The organism is Paenibacillus sp. FSL R7-0312 (assembly GCF_038004445.1).
Lineage (GTDB): Bacteria > Bacillota > Bacilli > Paenibacillales > Paenibacillaceae > Paenibacillus_AQ.
The window spans coordinates 6335799-6352087 of sequence record NZ_JBBORE010000001.1 but is presented as its reverse complement, the minus strand read 5'-3'; the positions used below and the strand labels follow the sequence as shown (position 1 = coordinate 6352087).

At 53.9% G+C, this 16289-nt stretch carries 16 protein-coding genes; 15 read left to right on the top strand and 1 reads right to left on the bottom strand.

Annotation, left to right across the window (positions count from 1 at the left end; genetic code table 11):
- Positions 1–21 precede the first annotated feature (21 nt).
- The 3 genes from rpsN to MKX70_RS27750 all read left to right on the top strand — a co-directional run bounded on the left by rpsN (position 22) and on the right by MKX70_RS27750 (position 1542).
- A complete protein-coding gene (gene rpsN / locus MKX70_RS27760; RefSeq protein ID WP_039308720.1) occupies positions 22–291 on the top strand; it encodes a 30S ribosomal protein S14 in 270 nt (89 codons plus the stop codon).
- Between the two features lie 152 nt (positions 292–443).
- Positions 444–863, top strand: a complete 420-nt coding sequence (locus MKX70_RS27755; protein WP_042234962.1) for a DUF6157 family protein — start codon at positions 444–446, stop codon at positions 861–863.
- Positions 864–918: 55 nt separating this feature from the next.
- Positions 919–1542 carry a class I SAM-dependent methyltransferase gene (locus MKX70_RS27750; RefSeq protein ID WP_042234963.1) on the top strand — a complete coding sequence of 208 codons (624 nt, stop codon included), beginning with the start codon at positions 919–921 and terminating at the stop codon, positions 1540–1542.
- An 80-nt stretch (positions 1543–1622) separates the two neighbouring features.
- Here the strand turns inward: MKX70_RS27750 and MKX70_RS27745 are convergent, their stop codons facing one another.
- Complete coding sequence (locus tag MKX70_RS27745) at positions 1623–2207, bottom strand: helix-turn-helix domain-containing protein (protein WP_042234965.1); 585 nt, start codon at positions 2205–2207, stop codon at positions 1623–1625.
- A gap of 199 nt (positions 2208–2406) precedes the next feature.
- Here MKX70_RS27745 and MKX70_RS27740 point away from each other — a divergent pair, with 199 nt between their 5' ends.
- The 12 genes from MKX70_RS27740 to MKX70_RS27685 all read left to right on the top strand — a co-directional run bounded on the left by MKX70_RS27740 (position 2407) and on the right by MKX70_RS27685 (position 16231).
- Positions 2407–2694 carry a Dabb family protein gene (locus MKX70_RS27740; protein WP_039308729.1) on the top strand — a complete coding sequence of 96 codons (288 nt, stop codon included), beginning with the start codon at positions 2407–2409 and terminating at the stop codon, positions 2692–2694.
- Positions 2695–2910: 216 nt separating this feature from the next.
- Positions 2911–3357, top strand: coding sequence for a DUF86 domain-containing protein (locus MKX70_RS27735; protein WP_042234967.1), 447 nt, complete (start codon positions 2911–2913; stop codon positions 3355–3357).
- A 36-nt stretch (positions 3358–3393) separates the two neighbouring features.
- Positions 3394–4059, top strand: coding sequence for a helix-turn-helix transcriptional regulator (locus MKX70_RS27730; protein ID WP_340841294.1), 666 nt, complete (start codon positions 3394–3396; stop codon positions 4057–4059).
- 98 nt (positions 4060–4157) lie between these two features.
- Positions 4158–4601: a YtxH domain-containing protein gene (locus MKX70_RS27725; protein ID WP_340841293.1), complete on the top strand. Its 444-nt coding sequence runs from the start codon at positions 4158–4160 to the stop codon at positions 4599–4601.
- Between the two features lie 233 nt (positions 4602–4834).
- Positions 4835–5641, top strand: coding sequence for a glutamate racemase (gene racE, locus MKX70_RS27720; protein WP_042234972.1), 807 nt, complete (start codon positions 4835–4837; stop codon positions 5639–5641).
- 229 nt (positions 5642–5870) lie between these two features.
- Positions 5871–7079 (top strand): M14 family zinc carboxypeptidase, encoded by a 1209-nt coding sequence (locus MKX70_RS27715; RefSeq protein WP_340841291.1) that lies wholly within the window; start codon positions 5871–5873, stop codon positions 7077–7079.
- Positions 7080–8129: 1050 nt separating this feature from the next.
- On the top strand, positions 8130–9506 hold the full coding sequence (locus tag MKX70_RS27710; RefSeq protein WP_340841289.1) for an FAD-dependent oxidoreductase: 1377 nt from the start codon (positions 8130–8132) through the stop codon (positions 9504–9506).
- Positions 9503–10441 carry a carbohydrate ABC transporter permease gene (locus MKX70_RS27705; protein WP_042234980.1) on the top strand — a complete coding sequence of 313 codons (939 nt, stop codon included), beginning with the start codon at positions 9503–9505 and terminating at the stop codon, positions 10439–10441. Before MKX70_RS27710 ends, MKX70_RS27705 begins: the two co-directional genes overlap by 4 nt.
- 25 nt (positions 10442–10466) lie before the next feature.
- Positions 10467–11303, top strand: a complete 837-nt coding sequence (locus MKX70_RS27700) for a carbohydrate ABC transporter permease (protein ID WP_340788327.1) — start codon at positions 10467–10469, stop codon at positions 11301–11303.
- A gap of 140 nt (positions 11304–11443) precedes the next feature.
- On the top strand, positions 11444–12811 hold the full coding sequence (locus MKX70_RS27695) for an ABC transporter substrate-binding protein (RefSeq protein ID WP_042234984.1): 1368 nt from the start codon (positions 11444–11446) through the stop codon (positions 12809–12811).
- A gap of 80 nt (positions 12812–12891) precedes the next feature.
- The gene (locus MKX70_RS27690; RefSeq protein WP_340841288.1) at positions 12892–14640 is read left to right on the top strand and encodes a sensor histidine kinase; all 1749 of its coding nucleotides are present in this window, start codon (positions 12892–12894) and stop codon (positions 14638–14640) included.
- Positions 14621–16231, top strand: a complete 1611-nt coding sequence (locus tag MKX70_RS27685) for a helix-turn-helix domain-containing protein (protein ID WP_340841702.1) — start codon at positions 14621–14623, stop codon at positions 16229–16231. The genes MKX70_RS27690 and MKX70_RS27685 overlap by 20 nt, the downstream gene beginning before the upstream one ends.
- Positions 16232–16289 lie beyond the last annotated feature (58 nt).

Sequence of the window (16289 nt, the reverse complement as noted above, 5' to 3'; positions counted from 1 at the left end):
GAAGAGAGGCTGATCCATACAATGGCTAAGAAATCGAAGGTTGTCAAGGAACTGAAGCGGCAGGAGCTGGTGGCGAAATACGCGGACAAACGCAGAGAGTTGAAAGCGGCGGGAGATTATATGGCGCTGCAGAAGCTGCCCCGTGATTCCTCGGCTACCCGTCAAAAAAACCGGTGCACCGTCTCCGGCAGACCACGGGGGTACTTAAGCAAATTCCATGTATCCCGGATCGTCTTCCGCGAGCTCGCACTCCAGGGACAAATTCCCGGTATCACCAAGTCCAGCTGGTAGACCGTTAACTTCATAGATGCTCTGCCGCAAGACGGCTGATTCTCTGGGATACAGGGGACCAGCCGTTTTGCCATATTCATTGACTTTGCCTGATGCAGCGGAGTGAATTATGATAGAGGAAAAGATATTCCGCAGCTGAAGGAGGCTTCTAAATGAGCTATACCGATACTTTTATCCTTGTTGCTGAAGATTGCCCGGCAGAAATTGGCATAACCCCGGTCTCGGGACGGCCGCTTCCGCCCGCTCATGTCATTCAATACCAGCTGCTGGCCGGAGCGCCTTACCACTATAACCATGAAGAGCTGCTGTATCAGGTCCATGTACGGCACAAAGGAATTCCCGAAGAAGAGCGGGACGCCCGCCGGGAAGAGATCTGGACAGAGCTGTTCACGAAGAATCATCCTTGCCTGCGGGCCTCCATGCTGCCCAAGAAGTACGGCTGGGGAGTCCACTATGATGCAGAGGGTAAAATCGCCTTGTACGCCAAAGAGTCTCCGGAGTACGATTATTATACTTCCAGCGGTGAAGCCGGTGTGACGCTGCTGAATGCTATGCGCAGTAAGCGCCGCTGAGCCGGGAGCCAAAGGTACAGCATCACAATTTCCTGGATAGAAAGAAGGAAGTGTTATGTCACAGTATTGGAGTCAGCGGTTTGCCCGGGAGGGGATGATCTGGGGGAGCCGGCCCAGTGCGTCCGCCGGGTGGGCCAAACAGAGGTTTATGGAAAACGAGGCGTCTTCCGTCCTGGTTCCGGGTGCCGGTTACGGGCGGAACACCAAAGTGTTTGCCCCTGAATTTACCGTTTACGGTATAGAGTTAAGTGAAGCCGCGCTGGAGCTGGCCGCAGAATGGGATCCCGGGACAACCTTTATCGCAGGATCTGCTCTGCAGCCGCAGCTTGAACATCCGGTGGATGCCGTGTATTGCTATGACGTGCTGCATCTATTCCTGGCGGATGACCGCCGCAGGCTGATTGAAGCGTGTCTTGAGCAGGTGCGCCCCGGAGGGCTGCTCTATTTCACCAGCTTCTCCGATGAAGATCCCAATTATGGGTGTGGGACGGAGCTTGAACCGGGCACTTATGAATACAAGGCAGATAAGTATGCCCATTTTTTCAGCGACAGCGATTTAAGGGGGCATTTTGCCGGTACAGAGATTCTGGAGACGGGGGCATTTACTGAACCGCTGGAGAGTCCACAGGGCGGGACCCATGAATACATACTAAGATACATTCTCGCTCGCAAAAAATAAACAGGTGCAGGAGCGCAGCAAGAGGCCCTTCTCCAAACAGGAGGAGGGCCTTATTCAGACGTTTTATTCAGGCGGTTACACTAGTGAAGCTCACAATCGGCGAACAGGATATGCCGCGGAATCCGGAAGAAATTCTCGGCTTTCTCCTGCAGCGCCGGGGTAGGCAGATGGCATTGGTGCAGCCACTTACGGAACGTGCCGGGATGGACACCGATCCAGATGCTGACATCGGTTACTGAGAAATCATACACCATGCAGAGTCCGGTCAGGATGGCATTGCTTTGCGGTGAACGGGCAATCGTTCTTTTCATGAAACGGGACGGGGTCGGCTGGCACACAATCGGACTCTGCCGCAGAAGAGCTTCATTGAACAAGATATGGGACGGATAACCGAGCAGGCGGCAGACCTTGTCCAGATTGGTTCTGGAGGGAATGCGGCCTTCATACACCCATGCGCTTACGCTGCGCGAGGAAACGGAGAGCTCTTCTGCAAGTCTGGAGAGCTTCATGTCCCTAGCCATCAGAATGGCCAGCAGAACGCGGTTGCGGATCTGGCTGCGCTTTGGCCGGCGAAATCTTTTGACACGTACACCTTGTCCAAGATATTTGCGGTTGATCAGAGACCAGGCCTGAATTTTATGTGGTTCTTGCTGATTCTTAGGCATAATTCCTCCGATATACTGAATTAATGAAGTGGTAATTCTTCTAGTTTAGCTGTATATGACTTTAACATTACACTAATGCTTTCGTCCAGATCAAATGCCTTCGTTTCGTGCAGCGCTAAGTTTCTTTCAGTAATGCTGCTGTTTATGATATATTTTTAGTAATCAAATATATATTAATCATGAGCTGGGAGCGAGATAGATGATCAAGCATATTGTATTCTTCAAATTAAAGGACCGGTCCCCCGACAAAGTACAAGAGACAGTAGCCGTTCTACGCAACATGGAAGGAAGAATTCCGCAGCTTATTTCTATTGAAGTAGGGGCTGATCTGATTCACTCCGAGCGTTCGTATGATATCGCCCTGGTTACCGTTGTAGCCTCCATGGAAGATTTGCAGGCTTATCAGGTTCATCCGGCCCACAAGGAAGTTATCGCCCACATTAACGAAGTCAAGGATGTTTCTGTGGCTGTGGATTACGAGATTTAGGCAGCAAATGATCTGCAAGGCTGGAACCCATTAAGTACGGAAAGCGGTGACGGTTATGCGTGAGCTTGAGTATCCGATGGAAGCGTTAACGTATCTGATTGTTTTTTTTGCGGCTTGCTTCATTATGCTGTTCTGGCTGAAGCGCCGGGGCAAACGAGGGAAGTAGCGGCAGTTATGGAGTGGCAGGACAAATAACCGTAGGGTGGAGGGTCATCTGTGTATTATGTCAACCGGAAGCAAATTGAAACGATACTTGATCAAATCCCTGATCTGAATAACGGTCTCCGGCACGCGGCTTCTTCCTGGGATGGCAGTACGATACTCGGTCTTGTTCAGGAACGCTGCCTGCATCTGGCGGTAGAAGTGGTTACCGATGTGGGCAGCTGTCTGATCGACGGGTTCATTATGCGGGATGCCGGGAGCTATGAAGATATTATTTCCATTATTCATGAGGAAAAGGTGCTGGGTAACAGCGGGATTTATCCTGAGCTGACCTCGCTGGTAGCCCTGCGCAAGCCTCTGGTTCAGGACTATTATGTGTGGGAACGGAAGGCGCTGCACCCGCTGACGCTGGTGCTGCCAAGTGTGCTGGAACAGTTCGCCTCCGAGGTGCGCGGCTATCTGGACCGGGAGCTGGGAATTGAAGTAACGGTTCAGTCATAACATAAAGTATGTAGTGAGACAGAAAGGAGGTCCTTTATGGCGAAGAAGGGTCAGGAAAGCGGTTCGACAAGGCGGATGATTATGACGCTGCTGAAGATGAAAGGGCCGCTGACCATCGGCGCTCTGGCGGAAGAGCTGGGCATTACCGAAATGGGCGTCCGCCGTCATGTGCTTCAACTGGAGCAGGAGTCGCTTGCAAAGACCAAGGTGGTGCGCCAGGCCATGGGACGTCCTATGCATGTATACTCGCTTACCGAACGGGCGGAAGATCATTTTCCCAAAAGCTATCACAATCTGGCGCTGGAGCTGCTGCGGGAGCTGGATCACGGGAGCGGGCTGGATGCGGTTAATGTGCTTTTTGAAGGCCGCAGGCGGCGTATGCTTGCCCAGTACACCCCGATGATGCAGAACCGCGATTTGGAGCAGCGTGTTGCCGAACTGTCAGCGATTCAGAATGCCGGGGGGTATATGGCGGAATGGAGCAAGGAAGAGGACGGTTCGTATGTGATGCGGGAATATAACTGTCCAATCCGCCAGGTCGCTACCCAGTACCGCAAGGCCTGCCAGTGCGAGCAGCATTTGTTCGAGGAATTGCTGGATGCGACGGTTACCCGCAGTGAATGTATGGCGGAAGGCGGCCAATGCTGCCGTTATGCAATCACTCCAAGCAAAAAGGAGAAAACTTCGGAAAACTCCAAATGATCAGTCACAGGACAAACTCTCTATGCTTATGATATACCAGAACTAGGCGATCGCCCGGGCGGCCGGGCAGAGGCACTTTGAATCCAAAGGAGAGATTGATGATGAAAAAGGATACCAAAAGCTTGCTCTGGGGTGTGCTTGCCGGCAGTGTGGTCGGAACGGTGACAGCATTGCTGTTCGCCCCTAAACCGGGTAAGGAGCTCCGTAAGGATATTGCCGAAGGAACGACTGAAGCGGTCGATAAGGTCCAGGAAATCGCTGTTCAGGCCAGTGAGAAGACTACAGAGATCTACGGCAAGGCCAAAGAAGCTGTAGTGTCGGTCGTCAGTGAAGTCAAAGAATGGAGCAAAGCCGCCACGGATACAGTTGAAGAAGCTAAGACGGCTACCGTAAGCGGAATTGCTGAGGATGCTGTGGAAGCTGTGCTGGAAGAGGAAGCCGCTGAAGCTGAGATCGAAGCTGAGATTGAAGCTGAATCAGACACCGGTATTGCTGCAGCTGAAGATGCTGTTGACGGCAAAAGCGAAGGCGAACTTTCTTAAGCTGACCAAACAATAGAGGAGCCGTTTTCCGCAGACAGGCGGAAGGCGGCTTTTGCCGTTCCTGTCCCTCTCCAGGTCTGGCTTGTTCCGGTCCGGGGCTGTGCCTGATGAATCCCTTACTTGAACTAAGCCGGTAAATGGGGTATTATCTGCAATTGGGGCTGAAATCCTGGTACACTTTATTCCGGCCTTACATAAGCTACACAAAACAAGTTAAAGGATGCGGTGTGTTCGTGCAGCAAGCAATAGCTATATTAGACTCAGGTGTGGGAGGATTGACCGTTGTCAAAGAAGTGATGCGACAGCTCCCGAGGGAGAAAATCATCTATTTCGGCGATACGGCGAGAGCTCCGTACGGACCCCGTTCGACTGAGGAAGTGAAATTGTTCACTGAACAAATCGTGGACTACTTAATTCAATTTAATCCTAAAATGATCGTTATTGCCTGCAATACAGCAACAGCGGCAGCTCTTGATTATATCTCCGCCAAGGTAGCCATTCCTGTGATCGGAGTCATTCACCCCGGTGCCCGCGCAGCCATCAGCGCATCCAAGAATGGCCGGGTCGGCGTCATCGGCACCATCGGTACGATCAAAAGCGGAGCGTACACGGCGGCGCTGAAGCAACTGTCACCGTTCGTCCAGGTGGTCAGCCAGGCCTGCCCGGCGCTTGTTCCCTTTGTAGAACAGGGATTATTCCGCTCGGAGGAGAGTCACCTTGCCGTAGCAGAGTCACTGAACGGCATCAAATACGAGCCGATTGATACTCTGATTCTGGGCTGTACCCATTATCCGTTCCTGGTCGAGCCGATTGGTAAAGTGATGGGGCCGGGAGTCAAGCTGATCAGCTCGGCAGACGAGACTGCGCGGGAGATCAGCACTATTCTGTATGACAAAGGCCAGCTGGCGCGCGGAGATGAAAGCCCGATCCACCAATTCTTTTGCAGCGGCGATGCTGAGATGTTCCAGCGGATCGCCCGGGACTGGCTTGGCGAGCAAATTAGCCGTACCCCTGTAGTATGGCAGGTATCCTCGATGTAGGCTGGGATGCTCTCAGTGGTGAATTGAATAGGGACAAACCCTCAGGCATCACGGGGGCGGATGTTACAAGCCGGGAGCGGGATTCCCGGCTTTTTGTATGTTCAAATCTTTCATGACATGGAGCTGCTGCTCATATACTAGGCTAGGGCTGAGTCCCGCCTGTATTCGCGGAGATATCCGGACAGGCTGGAGGGGACGGCGGCTCAAGAGGGCCGGGAGGATGAGACATATGCAGCAATATATTGCCCGCAGGGGAGATACCGTAAGCCGTATAGCCGCAAGACACGGACTGACACCGGAGCATGTCATTCAAGGGAATCCATGGGCTGGAAGCCAGCCTTATTTATATCCGGGGCAGGTGCTGTTCCTGCCCTCTGCTCCGCGAAAGCGTTATGCGGTGCAGGAAGGGGACGATGCATACAGCATCGCTTCCCTGTTCGGTGTGGGAATTGACGAACTGGAAATGCTGAATCCGGGAGTAAGCTCGGGGCGTATATGCCTGCCGGGCAAGGTGCTTGTAATACCAGCTGCAGTCCGCCGTGAGGAAGTCTATCTGCGCGGTGAATACGGGCCGGCTGACCTGGAGACGGATACCGCCAGGCTGGCGGGCAAATATCCCTTTGTCAGCACAGAAGCCATCGGCACCAGCGTGCTCGGCAAGCCAATCATTCTGCTGCGGATCGGCAGCGGCTCACGGCATCTGCATGTGAATGGCGCGCTGCATGCCAATGAATGGCTGACCGCGCCTTCGCTGATGCGCTTCATTGAAGAATACGCAGCAGCCTTTGCTTCAGGCAGCGCGTGGCATGGCCATCAGCCGGCGGACTGGCACCGGGATTGGACGCTATGGGCGGTGCCGATGGCGAATCCCGATGGCGTCGAGCTGGTGCAGGAAGGTGCGATGCCGGATCATCCTTATTATGCCGCGCTGACGAAATGGAACAGCGGCAGGCGAAGCTTCCGCCACTGGAAGGCCAACATCCGCGGTGTGGATCTTGGCGATCAGTTCCCCGCCCACTGGGAAGAGGAGCGCGACCGGAGGCAGGTTCCCGGTCCGGCTCCGCGGGATTACAGCGGGCATGCGCCGCTCTGTGAGCCGGAGGCAGCGGCGCTGGCTGCTCTGGCCGAGCGGATTCCCGGCGATGCGGCCGTATCCCTGCACAGCCAGGGTGCAGAGATTTACTGGAACTACCGGGGCTACGAGCCGCCGGAGAGTAAGCGGTGGGCAGCAGGGCTTGCGGCGGTGAGCGGCTACCGGGCCGTCGAGCTGACCGGCAGCGATGCCGGATACAAGGACTGGTTCATCCAGCGCTTCCGCAAGCCGGGATTCACGGTAGAGCTGGGCATAGGCAAGAATCCGCTGCCTGCGGCTGATTTTGAGGATATGGCCCTGGAGACCGGACTCATACTCGGGGCGATACTCTCAAATTTGAAATAATAATGAAACAATGTCTGCAAATTTGCGTAAGATAGCAGCAAAGGGCACGGCCGCAATCCTCCCTATCGATCCTCCGCGGCTGTATCCTTTTTCTATTGTATTGCCAGTTGGAGACAAATCTGGTCCATGGACCCGTATAATTGGCGCAATAATAAGCGCAATAATAAACGCACAAAGATATCGTTCCTTAAAGAGCGGGTGGGCTGGCCCCCGACGCTTAAGGGGCGGTTTCTTTTTGTATTCGCTGGAGAGTGGGCTGGGTGAGTAAAAATGAGGAGCAAAAATCCCTTGATTCCGCTTTGGAGTGGGCTGGGTGAGTAAATGAGTAGCTAAACTCCCCTGATTCCGCCGGAAGTGGATTAGATGGACGAATGAGTTAGACTAATTATTCCGGAGACAGCCGGTTGGTTAGTGGCTTGCCAAAATTGGTTACTGGTGATGCAGGAGCGATTGCTCTAATGAAGAGACGCGGACTGAGAAGCGCTTATTTCACGAAAAAACCTAATAATGAGGCTGAAGCGGACTGAGATTCCGTTAATTTGGTCATTCGGGCTTAAGATGGGGGATATTCTGACACTTAACGGAATCTGAGTCCGTTTGACAGGCGATTTCGCCTGATTCCATCATTTAGCGGAATCTCAGTCCTCATCACTAGCTGAACCGGACTGAGATTCCGCTAGTAAACGCAAATACTATGCACGCACGCAGAGCATACATACGTCCATTCCTCCACATACCCACACCCACACACAAAGTGCCAATGTTACTCCACGGCCTACACCAACTCGAACTCCGGCTCCACTTCGAACCCCAACCCCAACCCCAACCCCAACCCCAACCCCAACCCCAACCCCAACCCCAACCCCAACCCCAACCCCAACCCCAACCCCATGAGTCTCCCGCCTACGCATTTTATAGTCAAAATAATGCACATCAAGGCGTATGAAAGCTATACCGTACTCGCAAATGTCTCTTGCTAAAATTAGTGTATAGAAGAGTGGCGGACGGCTCCACGGAAAGAGGGCCGGCCGCCGGGAAAGTGAGGGCCACATGGAGAACGATACGTATACGCTGAAAAGTAAACAGATCCCGCTCAATTCCTCCTACGATGTCATTGTAGTCGGAGGCGGACCTGCGGGCTGCACTGCCGCAGCTGCGGCGGCAAGAGAAGGGGCGCGGACGCTGCTGGTCGAAGCAACCGGGAGCCTGGGCGGAATGGGAACCTCCGGCCTGGTGCCGGCCTGGTGCCCATTCTCGGATAAAGAGAAGATGGTCTACCGTGGTCTCGCGGCCAAGGTATTCAATACCCTAAAGTCGCAAATGCCGCATGTCCGGGAGGAGGCGATGGACTGGGTGCCGATTGAGCCGGAGAAGCTCAAGGTGGTCTATGACGATCTCGTAACAGAGTCGGGGGCGCATATCCTGTTCCTGACCTCGCTCGCGGATGTGGAGAGAGACGATAGCGGCAACATCACCACCCTCCTCCTCCTGAACAAAGGCGGCCTGCAGGCCTTCCGCGCAGCCGTCTATGTCGATTGCACAGGGGATGGCGATGTCGCTGCCTGGGCGGGGGCCGAGTACCAGCAAGGGGACGAAGAGACCGGCGAGCTTCAGCCCGCCACCCATTGCTTCATCCTCGGCAACGTGGATGACTATGCGTATCTGAACGGGCCGAAGCTGCATGCGGAGAACCCGCACAGCCCGATCCATGAGGTGGTCCGGTCAGGGGAATACCCGGCCATTCCGGATACGCATCTGTGCAACAATATGGTAGCTCCGCGTGCCGTAGGCTTCAATGCCGGACATCTCTGGGGAGTCGATAACACGAATCCCTTCTCTGTATCCGGGGCGCTGGTAGAAGGACGCAAGATGGCAGGTGCCTACAGGGACATGCTCGCCGCTGTCCACCCCGCGGCCTTCGGCAATGCGGTGGTCATGAACACGGGCACGCTGATCGGAACGCGGGAGTCCCGGCGGATTACCGGCGATTATGTCCTGACGGCGGAAGACTACATTTCCCGCAGAAGCTTTGAAGATGAGATCTGCCGCAACAGCTACTTCATCGATGTGCACGGCACACAGAAGGAGCAGCAGAGCGGCGCCGGGTCCAGCCAATCCATCACGCTCTACGGTCCGGGCGAATCGCACGGCATTCCGTACCGTTGCCTTACGCCGCGCGGACTGCGCAATGTACTGGTCGCCGGCCGTTCCATCTCCTGCGACCGCAGGGTGCTCGGCAGTGTCCGGGTGATGCCGGTCTGCCTGGCGATGGGTGAAGCAGCCGGGCTCGCGGCAGCACTGGCTGCCGCTCAGACCGGCGGCGACGTACATGCCGTTGATGTCGCCCGTCTGCGCGGCCGCCTGCGGGAAGAAGGCGGCTATCTGCCGGACATTCAAGCTGAAACTGCAGGGGAGAGAATGCAATGAGTGAATCTGCTGTTACCCGTAAGACAGCCGGGGCTGAGCCCAAAACGTACTGGACACGCAAAAGAAGGGAGCAGCTGGCCGGATGGCTTTTTATCGCTCCCGAAGTGATCGGTATGCTGGTCATCGCCGTGTTCCCGCTGCTGTTCAGCCTTTTCCTCAGCTTGACGGAGTGGAATCTGGTTGGAGGCTTGTCCGCCATTCACTTTGTAGGGCTGGACAACTTCGTCGAACTGTTTAGAGATAACCGCTTCCTGCTGGCACTGAAGAATAACGTGCTGTTTACGATCGGCACGGTGCCGGTCACGATGCTGCTGGGGGTGGTGCTCTCGGCGCTGATCCATAAGAAGCTGTATGCCAAAACCTTTTTCAAAGTAGCCTTCTTCGTGCCCTACATTTGTTCAACCGTCGCGATTGCCGCCGTCTGGCAGGCGCTTTATCACCCGTCCAAAGGACCGATCAACCAGATTCTGATGCAGATCGGATGGTCCGAGCCGCCTCGCTGGCTGGTCGATACCAGCTTCTCGCTGATCGCCATTATGATTATTTACGTCTGGCAGCTGCTGGGCTATCAAATCATCATCTTCCTGGCCGGCATGACGAATATTCCGGAAGAACTGTATGAAGCCGCAACGATTGACGGTGCGAGCGGGATCGGACAGTTCCGGCGGATTACGCTGCCGCTGCTGGGTCCGACTACTTTTTTCCTGGCGATCACCAGTACGATTTCGTCCTTCAAAATCTTCGACATGATCAAGTTCCTGACGGACGGCGGTCCCAACTATTCCAGTACGGTCATCGTGTACCAGATTTATGAGGAAGGGTTCGAGCGCTTCAAAATGGGCTACGCCTCGGCAATGTCCTGGGTGCTGTTCCTCATCATCATGCTGGTTACGTCGATTACCTGGATGACACAGAACCGCAAAGTCCATTATTAGTCTACGGCGAAAGGAACTAAAGGCAATGACAAACAGAAAATTAAAACCCGGCAATCTGATCTTTACCGCCCTGTTCGCCCTGCTCTCGGTATTTTTTCTGATGCCGCTGGTCTGGATGCTGTCCGCCGCCTCCAAGACGGAGAAGGAGGTATGGACCTTCCCGATTCAATGGATTCCGACGGACTGGAATCTGATCGCTAACTTTAAGGCAGTATGGATGGGCGACGTTGCGTTTGGACTATTTTATATGAATTCGCTTAAAATTGCCCTAATCTCTACGATTGCCACAATTGTGATTTCAGCCATGGCCGGTTATGCGCTCAGCAAGCTTGATTTCAAGGGCAGAACTCTGATCTTCACCCTGATGCTGGCCTTCATGATGATCCCGGAGCAGGCGACACTCGTTCCACGCTATATTATGATCAAGGAGCTGGGACTCTACGATTCGCATGCAGCGCTCATCCTGATGGGGATGTTCTCCAGTTACTTCACCTTCCTGCTGCGCCAGTTCATGATCGGTATTCATAATGATATGCTGGAAGCTGCCGAGCTCGACGGTGCCGGATTCTTCCGGATCTTCTGGAGTGTTGTTCTTCCGCTAAGCCGGCCGATCTTGGCTACGGTAGGGATTATCAAGTTCATCTGGACGTGGAATGATTACCAGGGACCGCTGATTATGCTGAATTCGACCAAGCTGTATACTATACCGCTGGGGATGCAATTCTTCAAGGAAGAGTTCGGTACACAAATCTCCGTCATGATGATGGCTTCCGTAGCTGCAATTCTGCCGCTGCTTATCTTGTTCCTGGCGTTGCAAAAGCAAGTCATTGACGGCATTGCCATCGGCGGAGTCAAGGGTTAAAGTAATGTATCCGGGTAGATAAAGCTGCCCGGACCGGAAGGTCAAAAAAGTGTACGCGCACACCGCAAAGCTGTACACGGTGTGCGCGGGCCTTAGATTGTATAATGAGCCTGCAGACAACAAATCAAGGGGGAATTGCTTTGAAAAAACTATCTTTAGTATTAGCAAGTATGATTCTTATGCTCTCCGTTACCGCATGCGGCGGGAACGGCAACAGCAGTAATTCGGCCGCCACCGATGCGCCGGCTTCGGCTGATCCGGCTGCCGGAAGCAGCAGTACAGACCAGCCCGCAGGCAAGGCGAAGATCAAATTCTACACGTTCAAGGCCGATAAACCGGAAGAACCGATCTACCAGGCCGTTCAGGCGTATAACGAATCCCAGGATAAAGTGGAAGTTGAATATGAATCACTGGTGCAGAATAGCGACAGTACTGATTTCATGAAGAAGCTGGATATTCTCGTAGCCGGCGGAGAAGTGGTCGATGTATTCATGACCGGGAATGAGGATGAACTGCTGGAGCGTGCTTCACGCGGTGTTGTGGAACCGCTTAACTCCTTCTTTGAGCAGGAGAGCATTACACCGGAGGATGAATATTCCAAGCTGCTGAAGCTGGATGACAAGGTATACGGCATTCTGCCGAGCTCCACTCAGTGGCTGACGGTCTTTAACAAGGATCACCTGGAAGCAGCCGGGCTGTCCCTGCCTGAGATGGGCTGGACCTGGGATGATTTCCGTGAGTATGCCAAGAAGCTGACGACACCCGAGCATTTCGGAACGTACTTCCACACTTGGGGAGAATATCCGAACATCATCGCTTACACCGAGAAGCCGCATCCGCAGCTGAGCGCAGATCTGAAGCCGATTTTCGATGATCCGTCCTTCGAGTACTTCTTCAATCTCCGCCGCACTATGGAGAAGGAAGATAAGAGCGTTGAACCGTATGCCGATGTGCTTGCTTCGAACTATCATGTGCTGCAGCAGTTTTTTGCCGGAAATGCCAGTATGCTCGCTGTACCAAGCTATGCTGTCCGGGCGGCGCTGAATCTGGAGAAATTCCCGCATGAGTTCCAGACGATGTACGCTCCGTTGCCGCGCTCCGTGGATACGGAAGAGCTGGGCATGACGAATATTTCCGGCGGCGGGCTCGCGATGGGCGCGAAGTCGGAGAACAAGGAAGCTGCATATGATTTCATCCGCTGGATGTCCAAGGAATCCTATACATTCACGAAAGAAATTCCAGCCTTCAAGGGTGTAGACGGAACGGAATTAATCAACGGCTTCTTTGGAGAAAATACAGATTTAATCGATACCGCATCGCTGTCCAAGACCCTGTTTGATCCGAATATTCAAATGCCGGATACCTTCAGCGTCCCTTACGGGAGTGAGCTGAAAGCGATTGTGGAGAATGGCTTCGCCAGCTTTATGCTGGATAACCGCAGTTTCGATGAGGTCAAGACTGAAATGACAGCCGAAGTGGAGAAGGTAGTTCAGGCCAACCAGAAATAATGAATGAAGCTAAAGGCGGCAGCGATTATGGATTATAATAGGGACGTTGAATTTACATTACAGTACAAGGTGGATACATTATGAAATGGTTAAGCCGTTTTTCTTTCCATCGCAGACTGCAGTTCACGTTCCTGATCCTGATCCTGCTGCCTTTTATTGTCGTTACCTTCTGGTCGTACACCTCCGTGAGAGAGAATGTGAGTGATAAAATCTCGCGTTCAGGCGAGGAGACGCTGAAGGTTATCGGGAGTCAAATTGAAAAAACCGTAGACAGCATCTCGTTTGTCTCGGTCTATTTCTCTGAGGCTTATGATCCGGCCGTGCTGGAGAGTCTGCGCTATTTAAAAAACACCGGGAACTTCGGGAACTACGGAGTGTATACCCACTACAATAAACTCAAGACCACGGCCAATATATTGTCCGTTCAGTCGCTGGATGCCGATCTGCAGATTATGCTGGTTAACCGGGAGAACCGGATTCTGATCGGCAACCAGAATATTCCCGTCTTTTCGGGCCTGCCGGAGCAGCTTCTGCAGGAGAGCAGCAAGCTGAATGAGCAGGAGAAGATCTCACTGCAATGGTTCCCCTACGGCGGTGACCCATCGGCACCGGACTATTACTACGCTGTACGCTTCATTACCGATCCGCTGAATCAGGAGAAGCTGGCGACGCTGTACGTGGGTATTCCAAGCCATTATTTTCATACCCTGCTGGATACGGGCAATAGCGCGAATATTCTCTCCCTGGCCGATGGTCTTGGCAGAAGTATCGCGGTCACGGGCGGAGCGGATACCCCGAAGGAGAGTCAGATGCTGGTCAGTGAGGTCCGTATTCCAAAAGTGGGCTGGCTGCTCACCAGCAAGACGCCGCGCAGCTCCATCGACAGCCATATCAACCGCGAGTTTCTGGTTTCAATTTCGATCGTTGGTTTGTTCTTCCTGGCGTTTCTGATCCTGTCCATGCTGTGGGCCGGGTATATCAATAAGCCGATCAGTCTGTTGCGGGCAAGTGTCAAGCAGTATGTCGGCGGCAACCGCGCTGTGCGGATTCCGGTCCGGGGCAAGGATGAAGTCGCGGTGCTGTCATCAGCCTTCAACCAGATGCTGGATGATATGAATCAGCTGCTGCAGCAGGTCGAGAGTGAACAGGAGGAGAAACGGCTGCTGGAGCTTCAGGCCTTGGCAGCGCAGATCCGTCCCCATTTTCTGCTGAATACGCTCAATTCCATCAAGGTGGATCTGCTGCTAAGCGGTGACCAGTCCCATGGCGCGATGATCGATGCGCTGATGAAGTTGCTGCGCGTATATGTTCATGTAGATAAGCCGCTGGAGCTGGCGGAGGAGTGCAAGGTGCTGGGCAGCTATGTGCAGGTGATGCAGATCCGTAACCGCCTGGATATCGGTTTTGAATGCGTGCTGGATGAGAAGGTGGGCGAGGTTATGCTGCCAAGACTGCTGCTGCAGCCCATTGTCGAGAATGCCATCAGCCACGGCTTCTCTGCACGTCCGGCGAAGCCGGCGATCCTGCTCGAGGCAGCGTTTGAAGACGATATGCTGAAGATCAGCATCAGCGATAATGGCCGGGGGATGCTGGAAGATAAGCTCCAGCGCCTGAACCGCCGCCTGCAAGGAAATGAAGACACGGCTCTGTGGCCGGAAAAAGGGGTCGGACTCGTGAACACGGCACGCCGGCTGCAGGTGCTGTACGGATACCGCGCGCGGCTGAGCGCACAGGCAAGAACAGATGATGATGGCATGACTTTTACCCTATATATCCCCGTAACGAGTGAGAAGGAGGCGGTCCCCCTTGATGACCCTGATGCTGATTGATGATGATGTCCCGATGCTGGAATATGTAGAATATCTGCTCGGGTCACTGGGACTGGAGCTGCAGCTGGTAGCTTCGGCCTTCAGCAGTGAAGATGCGCTGGAGCAGTTTCATGCGGCTTTGCCGGATGTCGTTATTATCGACATCGGCCTGCCTGGCATGGACGGGCTGGAGCTGGCGGATGCCTTCCGTATTACGAAGCCGGAGGTGCGCCTGATCTTCCTGACCTGCTATGAGGATTTCCATTATTCGAAGCGGGCCATTCAATTGGAGGCGGATGATTATCTTATCAAGGATGAATTATCGCCTGAACAGCTCAAGAGCAGTTTAAGCAAAGCGATGAGCCGCTTCAAGAGCCGCGAAGAACTGCTGGAGCGTTATTCCTTCCGCCAGGCGATTGAGCGCAATAAGGAAGTGCTGAAGCAGAGCTTCCTGAAGCAGCTCCTGTCCGGTACAGCAGATCAGGAGCAGACGCTGGAGTTCGGACAGCGCCTCGGGATCTCCTGGAAGCATCCTTATTTGCGCCACGGGTTTATCCATATGGATGCCGCCTCTGTAACCGAGCGTTACCGGTACAAGGATATTCCGCTGATTCATTTTGCCGTGAACAATATAGCGCTGGAGCTGTCCGCCGGGGAAACCTCCATTACACCGATTATGAGCAGGGACGCAGACATTTATCTGGTCTGGAATATAGCTGACCCCGGCTGCCCGGGAACGGGGCTGACTGATTTTATGCAATCGGTGCTGGACAAGGTAGAGCAGTACCTCAAGATTACCCTGCGGGGGTTCTATTCCGGGGCTTCCGTGCCGCTGCGGAACTTCGACTCGCTGTATAAGACGCTTATGGACAGCCGCGATTACAACTTCTATCATGCGGTTACGCCTATTGCCGTCCTTGAAGAACAGGCGGATTTCGGGCAGACGGCCGAATGGCGCGGAGATAAGGAACGCGGGATGCTGTCGCTGGCGCTGGAGGAGGGGCAGGCCGCCTGGATTGATCTGGCAGTCAATCAATGGACGCAGCAGGTCACCGCGGATAGGCTGTTGCCCCGGTTGGTGAAGGAGGTTTACGGCAATTTTGTGCGCCAGATGGCCTTTGAAGCCGGAGGCCTTGCCGAGGAGGACTTCTTCACCCAGCTGGAGCAGACGGTTCATATCCAGGAGGCGGCCCGCCTGACCAAGCGGGAACTGCGGAATCTGTGGAGACAGCATACGCTGGCACCCGTGGCGGCGCAGGAGAAGGATATCCGGCTGCAGGAGGTGGACCGTTTCCTGGAGGAGCATGTGGACCAGATGGTGACCTCGACCGATATGGCGGAGCATCTGCATTTGAATGCCAGCTACTTCTCCCGCTATTTCAAGAAGCTGTCCGGCATCAATTTCACCGATTACGTCAATCAGTACAAAATGAATATGGCGATCACAATGCTGGCGCGCCCGCATGAGACGGTGGAGAATGTAGCCTACACGCTGGGCTTCTCCGACCGGGCGTATTTCTCCAAAGTGTTCAAGAAATACAGCGGGAGAAATCCCAGTGAATACAAAGCCGGGCCGGTAGAAGAGGGTACGGGTGAGGAACGAGCAGACTAGGCTAGGGAATGAACAACATCCCCATTGGAATCAATTCAACTTCAATCTATATAGGCTT